A 13980-nucleotide genomic window follows, 5' to 3' on the forward strand; every position below is an offset into this window, starting at 1 on the left:
GGGAAGTCGGACCGGCCGACTTCCCACTCCGCAGGCCCGGTTCAGCGACTGCCAAGACCGCTGTCCGGGTTCAGGGAAGGCGGTGGTGAGCGGCGGGGGTGTGGCCGAAGGTGCGGCGGAAGACGTCGATGAAGGCGCTGGCGGAGGACCAGCCGCAGCGGTGGGCGACGGTGGTGACCGGCAGGTCCTCGGCGAGCAGGCGGAGGGCGTGGTGCAGGCGGAGCTGGGTGCGCCACTGGGGGAAGGTCATGCCCAGCTCCTCGTGGCAGAGCCGACTGAGGGTGCGGGCCCCGGCGCCGGACACCCGGCCGAGCTCGGCGAGGGTGCGGCGGTCGGCCGGGTCCTCGTCGAGGAGGACGGCGATCGAGGCGAGCCGCGGGTCCCGGGGGACGGGCAGGTGCAGCGGCTGCTCGGGGGCGTGGCGCAGTTGGTCGAGCAGGACGGCGAGCAGCCGCCGGCCCTCCGGGGTGTGCTCGGTGCCGGGGCTGCTATAGGCGATGAGGAGTTCGCGCAGCAGCGGGCCGACCGCGAGGACGGCGGGGCGGGTGAGGCCGAGCGGGTTGTGCTCCAGCGGCAGGCCGACGGTGTGCAGATCGGTCTGCCCGTAGGCGCGGTGGCGGTGGTCGGTCCCGGCGGGGATCCAGAGCGCCCGGGTCGCCGGGGCCACCCAGGTACCGGCGTCGGTGGTCACGGCGAGGACGCCGCGGCCCGCGTAGACGATCTGGTGCACCTCGTGCCGGTGCTCGTCGACGGTCGCCCCGGCGGCCAGGTGGCGGGTGACGGTGGGGTGTGGCGACAGGGTCGGTTGGCGGGTAATCGGCATTGATCGGCATGTTATCGGAAGTCGGCCAGTGCGCCCGGCGCCGAGGATCGAGCCGTGACCACTACGAAACCCCGTCAGGACCGGCGCGGCGCCGCCCCGATCGCCGTGCTGGCCGTCGGCCATGCCGCCGTCGACCTCTACCAGGGCGTCGTACCGGCGCTCGTCCCCTTCCTCGTCGCCGAACGGGCCCTGGACTACCGGTCCGCCGCCGGGGTGGTGCTGGCCGCGACCCTGCTCTCCTCGATCGTGCAGCCGCTGTTCGGCGCGCTCACCGACCGCTGGGCGATGCCGTGGCTGATCCCGGCCGCCACCGTCGCGGCGGGGGCGGGCGTCGGGCTCGCCGGGCTGTTCGGACCGTACGCGCTGGTGTGCGCGGCGGTCGCGCTGTCCGGGGTCGGGGTCGCGGCCTACCACCCCGAGTCGGCCCGGCTGGCGCGGGCGGCGAGCGGGAACAGCCACACCCGGATGGGGTGGTTCTCGCTCGGCGGCAACGTCGGCTTCGCGCTCGCGCCGCTGCTGGTGGGGCCGGTGCTGGCGGTCGGCGGGCTCGGCGCGACGCCCTGGCTGGCGGTGCCCGCGGTGGCCGCGGCGGTGTGCACGGCGCCGGTGGTCCGGGGGCTGGCCGCCCGGAGCGCGGCGGCCTCGGCTGCTCGGGGCGGCGGTGGGCGGGACGACTGGCCCGGCTTCCTGCGGCTGTCGGCGGTGATCGGCTGCCGGTCGGTGGTGTTCGTCGGGCTGTCCTCGTTCATCGCGCTGTACGCGGGGCAGCGGCTGGGAACCGGCGGAGCGGCGGGGACGGCGGCGCTGTTCACGCTGTTCGCGGGCGGCGCCGTCGGCACGGTGCTCGGCGGTCGGCTCGCGGCGCGCTGGGGCCGGGTGCGGACGGTCCGGCTCTCGTACGCGGCCGCCGTCCCGGCCGTCGCGGGGCTGCTGCTGGTGCCGGGGCCTGCGCTGTACGGTTTCGCGGCGCTGGTCTCGCTGGCGCTGTACGTGCCGTTCTCGCTCCAGGTGACGCTGGGCCAGGACTACCTGCCGAGCCGGGTCGGTACCGCGAGTGGTGTGACCCTCGGCCTGGCGGTCAGCGTCGGCGGCCTGGCGGGCCCGGCCATCGGCCTGCTCGCCGACCACGTCGGGCTGCGGACCGCGCTCGCGCCGCTGGCGGTGTTGTGCGGGTTGGCGTGGCTGCTGGCCTGGGGGCTGGTGGAACCGACGGGGGCGGCGGCAGAGGGAGGCGCGGGGCCGGTAGCCGGGGAGCGGGAGGACGCGGGAGAGGCGCTCGGTCGGCCGTGACGGCGGGCTGGGTGGGTTGGGTGGGCGAGGGCCCGTCACGGGAGCTTGGGGTGGCCGCCGCCCGGTCGCCGCCTGGCGCCGAGGCGCCGGCGGCCGCCCGCCCGTCAGGTCTCCGGGCGGAGTTCGGTGGCGAGGGTGCAGAGGGCGGCGCGGTCGGGGCGGCCGGTTTTGGCGAGGAGGTTGGCCAGGTGCTTCTCGACCGTGCGGGGGGAGATGGACAGCTTGCGGGCCAGTTCCTGGTTGCCCGGGCGGTCGGCGAGCAGGACGAGGACCTCGTACTCGCGGACCGTCACCCCGCAGGTGCGCAGGTCGGCCGGGACGGCGTCGCGGCCGCCGCGGTGCTGGGCGACGCTCGCGCCGGCCCGGCGCAGCAGGGTGCGGCAGGCGGCGGCGACCGGCTGGACCTCCAGTTGGTGGAAGTACTCCTCGGCGGCGCGCAGCCAGGTCACCGGTTCGCCCCAGCCGTCGGCCAGCGCGGCCTCGGCGGTGAGCCGCAGGGCGAGGTGGTGGGCGAGCGGGAAGGCCGCCGCGGTGGGGCGGGTCTCGGCGAGGGTGCGGGCGGCCTCCGCCGGGTGGCCCTCGCGGCCGAGCAGCACCGCCTCGGCGAACCGCAGGAACTGGCGGTTCCAGGCGAGTTCGGCGGCGGGCGCGGTGCGGGCCCGGTCGAGTTCGGCGCGGCCCCACCGGCCGTCGACGACCTCCAGCAGCGGGTGCAGGCCGTGTCGGCCGGCCAGGTAGAAGACGCTGGGGTGCGCCTCCTCCCAGGCGATTCCGGCGGCGAGTTCGGCGTGCGCCGCGGCCCGGTCCTCGGCGAGCAGCGCGCCGATCGCCCGGCAGAGGCCGTGGCGCAGCGGCATCAGGAAGGACTCCTCGCCGCCGGCCTGCCGGAACCGGGCGAGTTCGCGCTCGGTCTCGCGGGCGCGGCCGAGGTGGGCGGCGAGGGTGGCGGAGGTGAGCAGCAGGTAGCGGTGGGCGGCGAGGTTGTGCAGGCGGGCGGTGGCGTCCAGGCAGCGGTCGACGATCTCGCGGGCGGTGTGCCACTCGCCGCGCATGACCGCGTTCATCGCGAGCAGTCCGTCGAGGGTCTGGGTGAGGACGATCGCGCCGAGGCCGGCGGCGGCCTCCCGGGCGCGTTCGAGGAGGGCGCCGTCGCCGGTGCGCATGAAGGCGTTGGCGCCGAGCCGGAGCAGGGCCTCGACCCGCCAGACGGGGAGGGCGTGGGCCTCGGCGACGGACAGCATCCGTTCGAGGCAGGCGTCGGCGGCGTCGAAGCCGCGTTCGCGGGCGAGCAGGGCGAGCAGCTGCCAGGCCTGGCAGGCGACGACGGGGAGGCCGGAGCGTTCGGCCACCTCGGCGGCGTGACGGGCGCGCCGTTCGGCCTCGGCGAGGCGGGCGGCGGTGTCGGGGCTGTCCGCGGTGCCGTCCGGGGCGGGCCGGGCGGGCAGCAGTGCGAGGTGGCCCTCGACGACGGCCAGCGCGGCGTCCTGCTCGGGGCGCGGCCGGCCGGCGGTGAGGGCGCGGACGGCGGCGATCTGGGCGACGGCGTCCGGGCCGCGTTCGGCCATCACCGCCGCCCAGGCGAGCCGGGTGTGCAGGTCGATCCGGCGCTCGACGGCCGCCGGGTCGGGGGACGGCCCCCGGTCGGTGGGGGCGGTCGGTGACGCGGCGGGCAGCGGCGGGAGCGTCGGCAAGGTGCGGACCAGGTCGAACGCCCGGTCCAGCTGGCCGGATTCGGCCAGCGCGGGCAGCAACCGCTCGGTGACGCCGACCCGTTCGGCGTCCCCGGCCAGCTCGTGCGCGCGCTCCAGCAGTACCACCGCCGAACCGGCCGCCCCGGCCTCCAGGACCTGCCGCCCGGCCTCCGCGAAGTGCACCGCGGCCGCTGCCCGGTCCCCGCCGGCCAGCAGCAGGGAGGCGACCAACTGGCGGCGTTCGTCGGCGAGTTCGGGGTCGGAGCGAAGGATCGCGCGGGCCGAGCGGCGGGACAGCGCGGCGCGCTCGGCGGGCGCCAGGGCAGCCGTCACCGCGTCGGCGGTCAGCGCGTGCCGGAAGGCGTAGCGGTCCGGGGCGGCGCCGTCCGGCACGATCAGGTTGGCCTCGGAGGCCGAGCGCAGATGGCTGAAAAGCGTCCGGTCGTCGTGGCCGGTGATCAGCTGCAGGGTGGTGACCGAGAACCGGCTGCCCAGGGTGGCCGCAGTCAGCAGCAACTCGCGGGCCTGGCCGTCCAGTTGGTCGATCCGGCGGCCCCAGCTGCGGACGATGGTGCTGGGCACGCCCGGGCGCGGGCCGCCCGGCAGCGCCCAGCGGCCGTCCTCGGCGCGGTGCAGCGAACCGGAGCCGAGCAGGTCGGCGAGCAGTTCCTCGATCAGGTACGGGCAGCCGTCGCCGCGTTCGGCGAGGTGCTCGACGACGGCGGCCGGTACGTCGGCGGGGTCGCTCTCCAGGATCGCGGCCGCCAGCGCGGTGACCTCGGCGGGCGGCAGCGGGCGCAGTTCGCTGACGGTGGCGGCGCGGCGCCGCTCGGCGGCCCGCACCAGGTCGAGGGCCGGTCCGGGCTCGGCGCGCAGGGTGGCGAGCAGCAGCACCGGCAGGCCCGCCAGGTTGTCGACCAGGTACTCCAGGACGGCGACGGTCTCCGCGTCGGTGTCGTGCAGGTCCTCCAGCAGCAGGACGCAGCCCTGCTCGCGGCCGAGCACGGCGAGCAGCCGCAGCAGCGCCTCGGCGAGCTCGACCACCGTCTCCGGGTAGCCGCCCGCCCCGGCCGCGGCAACGGCGTCGCGCCACTCGGGCACCAGCCGGGCGAGCGCGGGCCGGTAGGGGGTGAGTTCGGGGTCGGTGGGCGGTCCGGCGGCGCGGAACCGGGAGGAGAGCGCTTCGATCAGCGGGCGGAACGGCGTCACCGTGCCGGTCGAACTGCCCCGTCCGCGCAGCACCGGCAGGCCCAGCCCGTAGGCCTGGTAGGCGCACTCGCCGGCCAGCCGGGACTTCCCGATGCCGGCCTCGCCGAGCAGGAAGACCGCCCCGCCGGCCCGCTGGCGGGCGGCGGTCAGCGCGCCCCCGAGCCTCCCGAGCTCGGCGGCGCGGCCGATGGTGATCGACGACGTGGTGCGCATGGCCGCAGGCTACTTGACCGCGCAGGTGTTCTGAAGGGTGGTGAATCGGCCACGAATCAGACACCGTGTCACCATGGGATGGTTACCGTACGATCACATCCGGAGGAGTGTACTTCCGGCTACGGGTCGCGGGGGTGACGTATCCTCGGCCGTTTCGGGGCGGGGAGGGGCGGGGCGGTGTGGGCGCGGCGTGGGTGCGGTGCGGGGTCGATGCCGATGCTAGCCGGAGGCGATGGTGCCCGCCCGGTACCGGGCGGAACTGCCCGTTCGGTCCGCCGCCGAGGGGCTGCCCGGTCCTCGGCGGCGGACGGATCGGCCGGTCAGGGCCGCGGGTGATGGTGCGTCGGAACGGGCCGGGCCGGTACGGACCGGGCCGGCGGGCGCTGGACTAGAACGGGGTGGTCATCGTCGGGAACTCGACGATCGGCGGGAAGGCGGCGCCGGTGCCGGCCAGCAGCTGGGACCGCAGGCCCAGGTTGCCCCCGGTGCGCAGGCGGATCTCGCCGGCGGGGTGGTCGGCGGTGTCGCCGGGGCGGGGGGCCGACTGTGGCAGACCGAGTCGGTCGTCGTGCTCGTTCATCTGTGGTGCTCCGTTCGTGGTCGGGATGGACGGTGTGCTGGACAGGATGCCGTACGGAGGCCGTACGGGGTGGCACCGGTTCGGTCGGGGTCTACGGGACCCTGGTGCGGGCCGGCCGTCCGCGTGGGGGCGAGGGCGGCGGCGGGTGTGCGTGGGGGCGGGTGGGGCATCGGGGGTGCGCCCGTCGGAAACGGCGCGCCGGTGCGGAGGTGTGCCGGGGGTCAGCGGGCGGCGACCGGGGTGCGGTCGACGGACCGGGCGGCCGGCGCGCGCGGCGGGCCCGGGGCGGGGGCGCGGAGCAGCAGCGCCGGCGGCACCCGGTCGGGGAAGCCGAGGCGGAGCAGGCCGTGGCCGATCCCGGCCAGACCGGTGAGCAGGCCCGGGTGCGGGACGTGGTCGGGGGTGCCGCAGCGCGGGCCGTCCTGGTCGACGGCGGCCAGCAGCGCACCGGCCCGCCGGACCCACGGGGTGCGGCCGGCGGCGGGCCCGTGCCGGCCGAGCAGCTCCAGCACGCCGGGCTCGCCGTGGCAGAGGCTGTGGTCGCCGAGCGGTGCGGCGCGCGCGGTGTTGCGGACGGCGCGCTGGGCCCAGTCGGCGAGCCGGCGGTCGGCGAGTGCGAGCGGGCTGTCGACCACGGCGAGCGCGATGCCCGGGCGGCCCCGGCACCAGGAGCCCTCGCGGGAACGGGTGGCGGTGGCGGTGTGCAGGGCGGCCAGACCGGCCCGGTGGTGCGGGCCGTCGGCCGGCTCGCCGGTCGCCTCGGCGTAGCGCAGCAGCGCCCAGCCGACGCCGGCCGAGCCGTGGGCGAAGCCGGTGGTGGCGGGGGCGGGGTGGGCGGCGAGCCGTTCGGCGCAGCGGGCGGCGGCGGCCAGCGCGTCGGTGGCGGTCGGCGAGTCGGCCCCGGCCTGCGGGGCTGAGGAGTGCAGGGCTGAGGAGTGCAGGGCTGAGGCGTGCACCGCGAGCAGCGCGGCGAGGCCTCCGGCGGTGCCGCTGTGCACCCCCGGGTCGGACTCGCGCTCGGCGGCCGCCGCGGTGAGCGTCACTGCCGGGCCGGTCCACTGCCGGATCAGCGGGTCGTCCAGGACGCGGCCCAGCTCGGCGAGCGCGTAGGCGATCCCGCCGAGCCCGGCGAAGCCGCCGGAGCCGACGGCGGCCGGGTGGTCGGGGTGCGCGGCGAGCGCGTCGAGCAACCCGGGGACGGGCGCGAGGGCCCGCCGGGCCACCTCGGCGTAGCGGTCGGTGCCGGTGAGCGCGGCGAGCTGGGCGAGGAACAGCGCGGTGCCGGTGTAGCCGCCGGCCAGGTCGGCGCCGAGCGGCCGGACCCGCCAGTAGCGGTCGGCGAGCAGTTCCAGCCCGAGCCAGTTGGTGCGCGACCGCCCCTGGTAGGCGGCGGCGACGAGCTGGTCACCGACGCCCCGGGCGGCGGCGAGCAGCTGCTCGGGCTCGGGGGCGGTGGCCCAGACGTTCTCCGGCCCCGGACGGCCCGGCCGGTGGGCGGGGGTGCCCGCGGCGCCGGCCATCGCCGCGCGGACGATCCACTCCTGGTCCTTGCGGTCGACCCCGCCGAGCCCGGCGAGCTTGGCCTCGACCCGGGCCAGCCCGGACTCGGCGAGTTCGCCGGGCAGCCGGTGGCCGTCGGAGGTCCACAGGTCGCGGGCGCCGGGACGGGCGGTGAACAGCGGGACGTCGCCGGTCCACAGGTCGGCGATCTCGTGGTCGGCCAGGCCCGGGCGGCCCGGGTCGTCGACCGCGTCGGTGCGCAGCAGGGCGAGGACGGCCTGCCGGGCGGCGGCGTCGCGCAGCACGTCCGGGTGGGTGGACTCGTCGAGCAGCCGGGCGTAGACCCGGGTGGCCCGGGGCACCACCCGCACCTCGTCGTCGACGAAGGTCCGCAGCAGGCCGCGCGGGCCGGTGAGGTCGGCGCGCCCGGCGGCGAGCGCGGCGTACCCGGCGCGGAAGCCGGCGACCAGGGCCTCGGTGTGCTCGGCCGGGTCGACCGGGGCGCCGCCCAGCCGGGGCCGGTTGCGCGGCTCGGCGAACGGGCGGGGGCGGCGCACCAGGCGCATCTCGTCGGTGCCCGCGCCGGCCCAGTCGACGCCGTCGACGGGGGAGAGCCACCGGCCCGAGCCGCCGGTCCCGCCGCCCGCGCCGCCGCCGATCCCGGAGACGTCCACCGCGCCGTCGTCGCCGATCAACAGCTGCGGCAGCAGGCCGACCCGGTGGACGGACTCCGCCAGCGCCCGGGCCGCCGGGTCCTCGGCCGGGTCTTCCGCCGGGTCGGGAGCGGGGCCGGCCGGCGGGTGGAACAGCGTCTCGACGTCCACCAGCACCGGCTGGTCCCCGCAGGCGACCAGGTTCTCGAAGTGCAGGTCGGTGCCGTCCAGGACGTGCAGCAGGGCGAGCAGCGCGCCCTGCCGCCGGTAGAACCGGTCGACGTCGTAGCCGGTCAGGCAGGGGCGGGCCTCGGCGTACTCGGTCCAGCCGTACCCGCCCCGGTCGACCAGGCCGAGCGCGCGCAGCCGGGGCACCCCGGGCTGGGCGCCGTACCAGCCGAGCAGCGCGTTGAAGTGCCGGTGCGCGGCGGGCGGCCGGGGGCGGTGGACGACGGCGGTGCCGTCGGCGAAGTGCAGTACGGCGACGGCCCGGCCGCGCCGGTGGCGGTCGCCCGCGTCGGCGCCGACGGTGACCAGGCTGCCCGGGTCGCGGCCGCGCAGCAGGCCGGAGACCAGCAGCGGCCGGTCGGCGGCGAACCGGTCCAGCAGTTCGGCGAAGGCGTCGGCGGAGTCCAGACAGGCGCGGGCCAGCAGCCGGGCCAGTACGGGGTACTCGCGCAGCAGCGCGGCCAGGCCCTCGCGGCGGGCGGTCAGGGCGAGGAAGGAGCGGAATCGTTCCTGCGGGCTGCCGCCGGCCAGCCGCCCGGCCGTCCGGGCCACGTTGAGCTCCAGGACGAGGGTGCGGGCGGCGATCCGGGCCAGCCGCTCGGTGAGCCGGGCGGTGAACTCGGCGCGCAGCGCGGGCAGGTCGATCCGGCCGAGCTGCTCGGCGGCGCGCACGGCGGGGGACAGCGCGGTCAGCAGGCGGACCTGCGCGCGCTCGGCGAACGGCTGCAGGACGAGGGCGAAGCCGCTCAGGCCCGGGTAGGCGGCGCGCGGCACGACCGGGCGGACCGGCGCGGCGGCGACGGCGGCCTCGGTGAACGCGGCCCAGTCCGGGCGGGCGGCGGGGACCGGCCGACCCGGGGTCAGACCCCGTTCCCACCACGGTGGCCCACCGGCACGGGGGGACCGGAGGCGACCGGGGTGGGAACGGGGAGTCGGTGCGGCGGTGTGCTGCCGCGGGTGGTGTGGCTGTGGTGCAGGTGGAGCCGGTGGTACGGATCCTGCGGGTGCTGCCGGTGGTGCGGGTCTTGCCGGTACTGCGGGTGGTGCCGGGAAGTCGCCGGGCATCGGAGTGTGCGGGAACGGTGTGGCCGAGGAGACCGCCGGTGCGACCGGGCCCTGAACCGGTCCGGCGCCCCCGTCGGGGCGCGTGCTGCGCACGGCGTTCACCTCTGCCACCACCGCACCTCCGATGCCGGGAGAGAGTCGCGCTGCCGTCGAAGGCGCGGCCCTCGCTGCTGATCCTGTCGTCACGGCGGGTGCCGGGGCATGGGGGACGGGCCCCCATCTTTCGGTCGGACGGCCCGCATGATCCTCTTCCGGCCCCACCCCCGGCCCCACCTCCGTGCCCACCGTCACCTCCGTACCCGCCGTCACCTCCGTACCCGCCGTCCGCCCTACCGGCGGGCGAGCAGGAGCTGGGTCGCGACCGCCGGGCGGCCGTTCATGGTCAGCACCGGGAGGTCCCGCTCGTCCCGCAGCTCGAAGCCGGCGAACAGCTCCTCCAGCCAGGCGCGGGTGTGGTGGCGGCAGACCGCGCCGTCGCCGGTCTCGAAGACGCCGAGCCGGCCGTACCGCTCCTCGAACCGCCGGTACCGCTCGCGGTTGCGCTCGTCCGGTTGGAGGCAGTAGTCGCTGACCTGGAGCAGGCCGCCCGGGCGCAGCACCCGGTGGAGCTCGGCGACCAGCGCGCGCTGGGCCTCGTCGCCGGGGACGCAGGTGAGCACGGCGAACAGGAAGGCGGCGTCGTAGCGGCCGTCCAGCCGGGGCAGCCGGGGTGGGTCGGGCAGGACCGCGAACCGGCTGTGGGGCTGTTCGGCGCGGGCTCGGGCGATCAGCTCCGGGGCGACGTCCACGCCCTCGACGTCCACGAAGCCCAGCGCGGTGAGCTCGCCGACCAGCCGTCCGTAGCCGCAGCCGTAGTCGAGCAGGCGGGCGCCGCGGTCGATGCGGTCGGTCCATTCGGGGTGGAGCGGGTGGCCGAAGGTCTTGGTGGTTCCGGTGGAGTTCCAGTACGCGGACTGATCTTCAGGGGCCGACATGGCCCGATCATGGCACGGGCCGGCGGCGGTCCTGCGGTCGGGGTGTCCGGGGTGCGTCGGGTGTACGGGGCGGTGCCTGCGGGCAACGTCCAGGGGGCCGGTGGGCGCGGGCCGATGGGGCCGTTCGGCCCTTGTGGGTGCCGCGCGGGCGAGGGATCGTGATCGCCGTGCCGGTCCGTGGGGCCCGCCGGGGCGGGTCGGCGCGGCAGGACGACAGCGTGGCGGATCGGGAAGAGGCCTGAGGATGGGCGAGTTGGTCACGGTGCGGGTGTGCGAGGGGATCTCACGGGGCTTCGCGGCGGACGCCAGAGCCCGGATCGCAGCCGCGGTGAGCGGGGCGGACGCCCTGGTGGAGTCGTTGCGGGTCCGGGTCGGGACGATCGGCGCGCCGGGCGGACCGGTGGGCGGAGCGGCGGGCGGGCCCGGACCGGCCGTCGCCGGTGGCGTGTTGGCGCAGGTCAACGCCGAGGTGGACGGTCGGCGGATCCGGGTCCAGGAGGCCGCCGCCGATCTCGGCGAGGCGCTGGACCGGCTGGCCGAGGGCCTGCGCAGCCGAGTCGCCGCTGTCAACTCCGCCTGGGCGCCGAGGCCCTGGCCGCGCCGCCTGCGCGCCCGGGGGCTGACCATGGAACCCGCCGCCGTCGGGATCACCGGCGCCCCCGCCGTACCGGTGCTACCGGTGCTACCGGTGCTCCCGGTGCGCGCCGAACTCCCGTACGCCGCCGGTGCGCAGCGGATCGTCCGCCGCAAACCGGCCCACCTGGTGTGGTGTTCGCCGGACGCCGCCGCCCGCACCATGGACGCGATGGACTTCGACATCCACCTGTTCACCGACCCGGCCACCGAGACCGACGCCGTGGTCTACCGGGTGGGCCCGACCGGCTACCGGCTGGCCCGTACGGTGGCCGCCGCGCCACCCAGCCGCCCGGCCGTCCCGCTGACCCTGAGTCCGTGCGGGGCACCGGAGTTGACCGAGAACCAAGCGGTGGCTCGGCTGGCCGCCGCCGAACTGCCCTACCTCTTCTTCGCCCAGCCCGGTTCGGGACGAGGGCGGGTGCTCTACCGGCGCTTCGACGGCGCGCTCGGGCTGATCGCGGCCGCCTCGTGAGCGACGAGTCCGTCCGCCGCAGACTGCGTACGCTGCGCAACCGCGCCGGCGGTCCGCCGAGACCGGCCGCCCACGCCCGGCCGCCGGCCGACGCCCCGCCGCGCGACCTGGTGCCGCTCGAACGGGCCGAGGCGCTCCGCCTGTTGGGCGGCGTGCCGTTCGGCCGGATCGTGTTCACGGCGCACGCCCTGCCGGCCATCCGCCCGGTCAACCACCTCCTGGTCGACGACACCATCGTGATCCGGACGCACGAGGGCGCCGCCCTGACCATGGCCGCCGAGGGCACCGGCGATGTCGGCGTGGTGGTCGCCTACGAGGCCGACGCGATCGACCCGGTGACCCGGCTCGGCTGGAGCGTGGTGGTCACCGGTTTCGCCCGGCTGGTCACCGAGCCCGGGCAACTGGCCAGGTACCGGCCACTGTTGAGTCCTTGGGTGAACGCGGCGATGGACCACACGGTGGCCATCCAGCCCGATCTGGTGACCGGCTACCGGCTCGTCGCGGGGGCCGCCGCCGCGTCCTGACGTGTGCCGCCGCCGGTGGACGCCGGTCGACGCCGGTGTGGCAGGGGAGATTCGAACTCCTCCGCCACACCGGCGTCCTGTCGTTCCCGGGTGCCGGTGGTCCCGGACGGTGGTCCCGGTCGGCGGCCGGGATCCGAGGCCCACCGGCCCCGGGTCGCTGGGTCCAACGGCCCTAGGGCGTACGGGTGGTGGATTCCGATCATGGATCGCCACCCATCCGCAGTAGTTCCGAAGGAGTGCGTCCTTGAGCGCCATCGAGGCACCGGGCGACACCGCCCCGCGCCCGTCCGCCGCCCGACCGGGAGGAGCGCGGGCCAAGCAGCCCGGCTCGGCCGTGGTCCGGCTGTTGACGACCACCGATCACAAGACGATCGGCACCATGTACCTGGTGTCCTCGTTCGCGTTCTTCCTGATCGGCGGCATCCTCGCCCTGGTCATGCGGGCCGAACTGGCCCGCCCGGGGACGCAGATCCTCTCCAACGAGCAGTTCAACCAGGCCTTCACCATGCATGGTTCGGTGATGCTGCTGCTGTTCGCGATGCCGCTGTTCACCGGCTTCGCCAACTGGATCATGCCGCTCCAGATCGGCGCCCCCGACGTCGCGTTCCCCCGCCTGAACATGCTCGCCTTCTGGCTGTTCATGTTCGGCTCGCTGATCGCCGCCGCCGGCTTCGCGACCCCGCAGGGCGCCGCCGACTTCGGCTGGTTCCTCTACGCGCCGCTCTCCGACGCGGTCCACTCGCCCGGCGTCGGCGCTGACATGTGGATCATGGGCGTGGCGCTCTCCGGCTTCGGCTCCATCCTCGGCGCGGTCAACTTCATCACCACGATCATCTGCATGCGGGCCCCCGGCCTCACCATGTTCCGGATGTCCATCTTCTGCTGGAACGTGCTGCTGACCTCGCTCCTCGTGCTGCTGGTCTTCCCGGTGCTGGCGGCCGCGCTGCTCGCCCTGGAGTGCGACCGCAAGTTCGGCTCGCACGTCTTCGACCCGTCCAGCGGCGGGGCCATGCTCTGGCAGCACCTGTTCTGGTTCTTCGGCCATCCCGAGGTGTACATCCTCGCCCTGCCGTTCTTCGGCATCGTCTCGGAGATCATCCCGGTCTTCAGCCGGAAGCCGATGTTCGGCTACTCCGGCCTGATCGCGGCCACCATCGCGATCGCGGGGCTCTCGGTGACGGTGTGGGCGCACCACATGTACGTCACCGGACAAGTGCTGCTGCCCTTCTTCTCGTTCATGACCTTCCTGATCGCGGTGCCGACGGGGGTGAAGTTCTTCAACTGGGTCGGCACCATGTGGAAGGGGTCACTGAGCTTCGAGACGCCGATGCTCTGGACCGTCGGCTTCCTGGTCACCTTCCTCTTCGGCGGCCTGACCGGCGTGCTGCTCGCGGCCCCGCCGATCGACTTCCACGTCTCCGACTCCTACTTCGTCGTCGCGCACTTCCACTACACCCTGTTCGGAACGGTGGTGTACGCGATGATGGCCGGCTTCCACTTCTGGTGGCCCAAGATGACGGGAAAGATGCTGGACGAGCGGCTCGGCCGGATCTGCTTCTGGACGCTCACCATCGGCTTCCACGCCACCTTCCTGGTCCAGCACTGGCTGGGCGCCCAGGGCATGCCGCGCCGCTACGCCGACTACCTGGCCTCGGACGGGTTCACCACCCTCAACACGGTCTCCACCATCGGCTCCTTCCTGCTCGGCCTGTCGCTGCTGCCGTTCCTCTACAACGTCTGGAAGACCGCCAAGTACGGCGAGCGGGTGACCGTCGACGACCCGTGGGGCTGGGGCCGCTCCCTGGAGTGGGCCACCTCCTGCCCGCCGCCGCGCCACAACTTCGTCAGCCTGCCCCGGATCCGCTCCGAATCCCCGGCCTTCGACCTGCACCACCCGGACATCGCCGCCCGCGACCACCTGGAGCACAACGGCGAGCCCGCCAAGCACCTCGCCGGCGTCGCGCCGGCGGCGTACGACCTGCCCGCGCCGCGCCGCGGCCGCGCGATCGGGCGGTCCACGGACGGGCGGTCCACGGGCGAGCGGTCCACGGACGGCGAGAGCTGACGCCGCCCGCCCCCCCCCGAACGCCGCTCCCGCCCGCCCGGGGGCAGCGACGCGGGC

9 protein-coding genes are annotated in these 13980 nt (G+C 76.1%); 4 read left to right on the forward strand and 5 right to left on the reverse strand.

Going from position 1 to position 13980, the window contains the following annotated elements; translation table 11 throughout:
- Window positions 1-70: 70 nt before the first annotated feature.
- The gene (locus AB0N76_RS36835; RefSeq protein ID WP_363564971.1) at window positions 71-823 is read right to left on the reverse strand and encodes a helix-turn-helix transcriptional regulator; all 753 of its coding nucleotides are present in this window, start codon (window positions 821-823) and stop codon (window positions 71-73) included.
- A 54-nt stretch (window positions 824-877) separates the two neighbouring features.
- Between AB0N76_RS36835 and AB0N76_RS36840 the strand changes: the two genes are divergently transcribed.
- Window positions 878-2113, forward strand: coding sequence for an MFS transporter (locus AB0N76_RS36840; protein ID WP_363564973.1), 1236 nt, complete (start codon window positions 878-880; stop codon window positions 2111-2113).
- Window positions 2114-2217: 104 nt separating this feature from the next.
- On the opposite strand, the gene AB0N76_RS36845 is transcribed toward AB0N76_RS36840, so the two are convergent.
- From AB0N76_RS36845 to AB0N76_RS36860, 4 genes are all read right to left on the reverse strand, one after another.
- Entirely contained in the window at window positions 2218-5226 is a 3009-nt protein-coding gene (locus tag AB0N76_RS36845; protein ID WP_363564975.1) for an AAA family ATPase, read from the reverse strand.
- Window positions 5227-5614: 388 nt separating this feature from the next.
- Window positions 5615-5806 carry a hypothetical protein gene (locus AB0N76_RS36850; RefSeq protein WP_363564977.1) on the reverse strand — a complete coding sequence of 64 codons (192 nt, stop codon included), beginning with the start codon at window positions 5804-5806 and terminating at the stop codon, window positions 5615-5617.
- A 221-nt stretch (window positions 5807-6027) separates the two neighbouring features.
- Window positions 6028-8961, reverse strand: a complete 2934-nt coding sequence (locus tag AB0N76_RS36855; RefSeq protein ID WP_363564979.1) for a type 2 lanthipeptide synthetase LanM family protein — start codon at window positions 8959-8961, stop codon at window positions 6028-6030.
- Window positions 8962-9581: 620 nt separating this feature from the next.
- Window positions 9582-10226: a class I SAM-dependent methyltransferase gene (locus AB0N76_RS36860; RefSeq protein ID WP_363564981.1), complete on the reverse strand. Its 645-nt coding sequence runs from the start codon at window positions 10224-10226 to the stop codon at window positions 9582-9584.
- Window positions 10227-10470: 244 nt separating this feature from the next.
- On the opposite strand from AB0N76_RS36860, the gene AB0N76_RS36865 reads away from it, so the two are divergent.
- From AB0N76_RS36865 to ctaD, 3 genes are all read left to right on the forward strand, one after another.
- Window positions 10471-11334 (forward strand): sigma 54 modulation/S30EA ribosomal C-terminal domain-containing protein, encoded by an 864-nt coding sequence (locus AB0N76_RS36865; protein ID WP_363564983.1) that lies wholly within the window; start codon window positions 10471-10473, stop codon window positions 11332-11334.
- A gap of 107 nt (window positions 11335-11441) precedes the next feature.
- A complete protein-coding gene (locus AB0N76_RS36870) occupies window positions 11442-11858 on the forward strand; it encodes a pyridoxamine 5'-phosphate oxidase family protein (RefSeq protein ID WP_363564985.1) in 417 nt (138 codons plus the stop codon).
- Between the two features lie 334 nt (window positions 11859-12192).
- Window positions 12193-13923: a cytochrome c oxidase subunit I gene (gene ctaD, locus AB0N76_RS36875; protein WP_363564987.1), complete on the forward strand. Its 1731-nt coding sequence runs from the start codon at window positions 12193-12195 to the stop codon at window positions 13921-13923.
- Window positions 13924-13980: the final 57 nt, after the last annotated feature.

Origin of the sequence: Kitasatospora sp. NPDC093806 (assembly GCF_040683335.1) — a bacterium.
Taxonomy (GTDB): domain Bacteria; phylum Actinomycetota; class Actinomycetes; order Streptomycetales; family Streptomycetaceae; genus Kitasatospora.

Coding starts and splice junctions, on each gene's coding strand:
- AB0N76_RS36860 (WP_363564981.1), bottom strand. CDS start 10,226: ATGTCGGCCCCTGAAGATCAGTCCGCGTACTGGAACTCCACCGGAACC.
- AB0N76_RS36850 (WP_363564977.1), bottom strand. CDS start 5,806: ATGAACGAGCACGACGACCGACTCGGTCTGCCACAGTCGGCCCCCCGC.
- AB0N76_RS36835 (WP_363564971.1), bottom strand. CDS start 823: ATGCCGATTACCCGCCAACCGACCCTGTCGCCACACCCCACCGTCACC.
- AB0N76_RS36845 (WP_363564975.1), bottom strand. CDS start 5,226: ATGCGCACCACGTCGTCGATCACCATCGGCCGCGCCGCCGAGCTCGGG.
- AB0N76_RS36865 (WP_363564983.1), top strand. CDS start 10,471: ATGGGCGAGTTGGTCACGGTGCGGGTGTGCGAGGGGATCTCACGGGGC.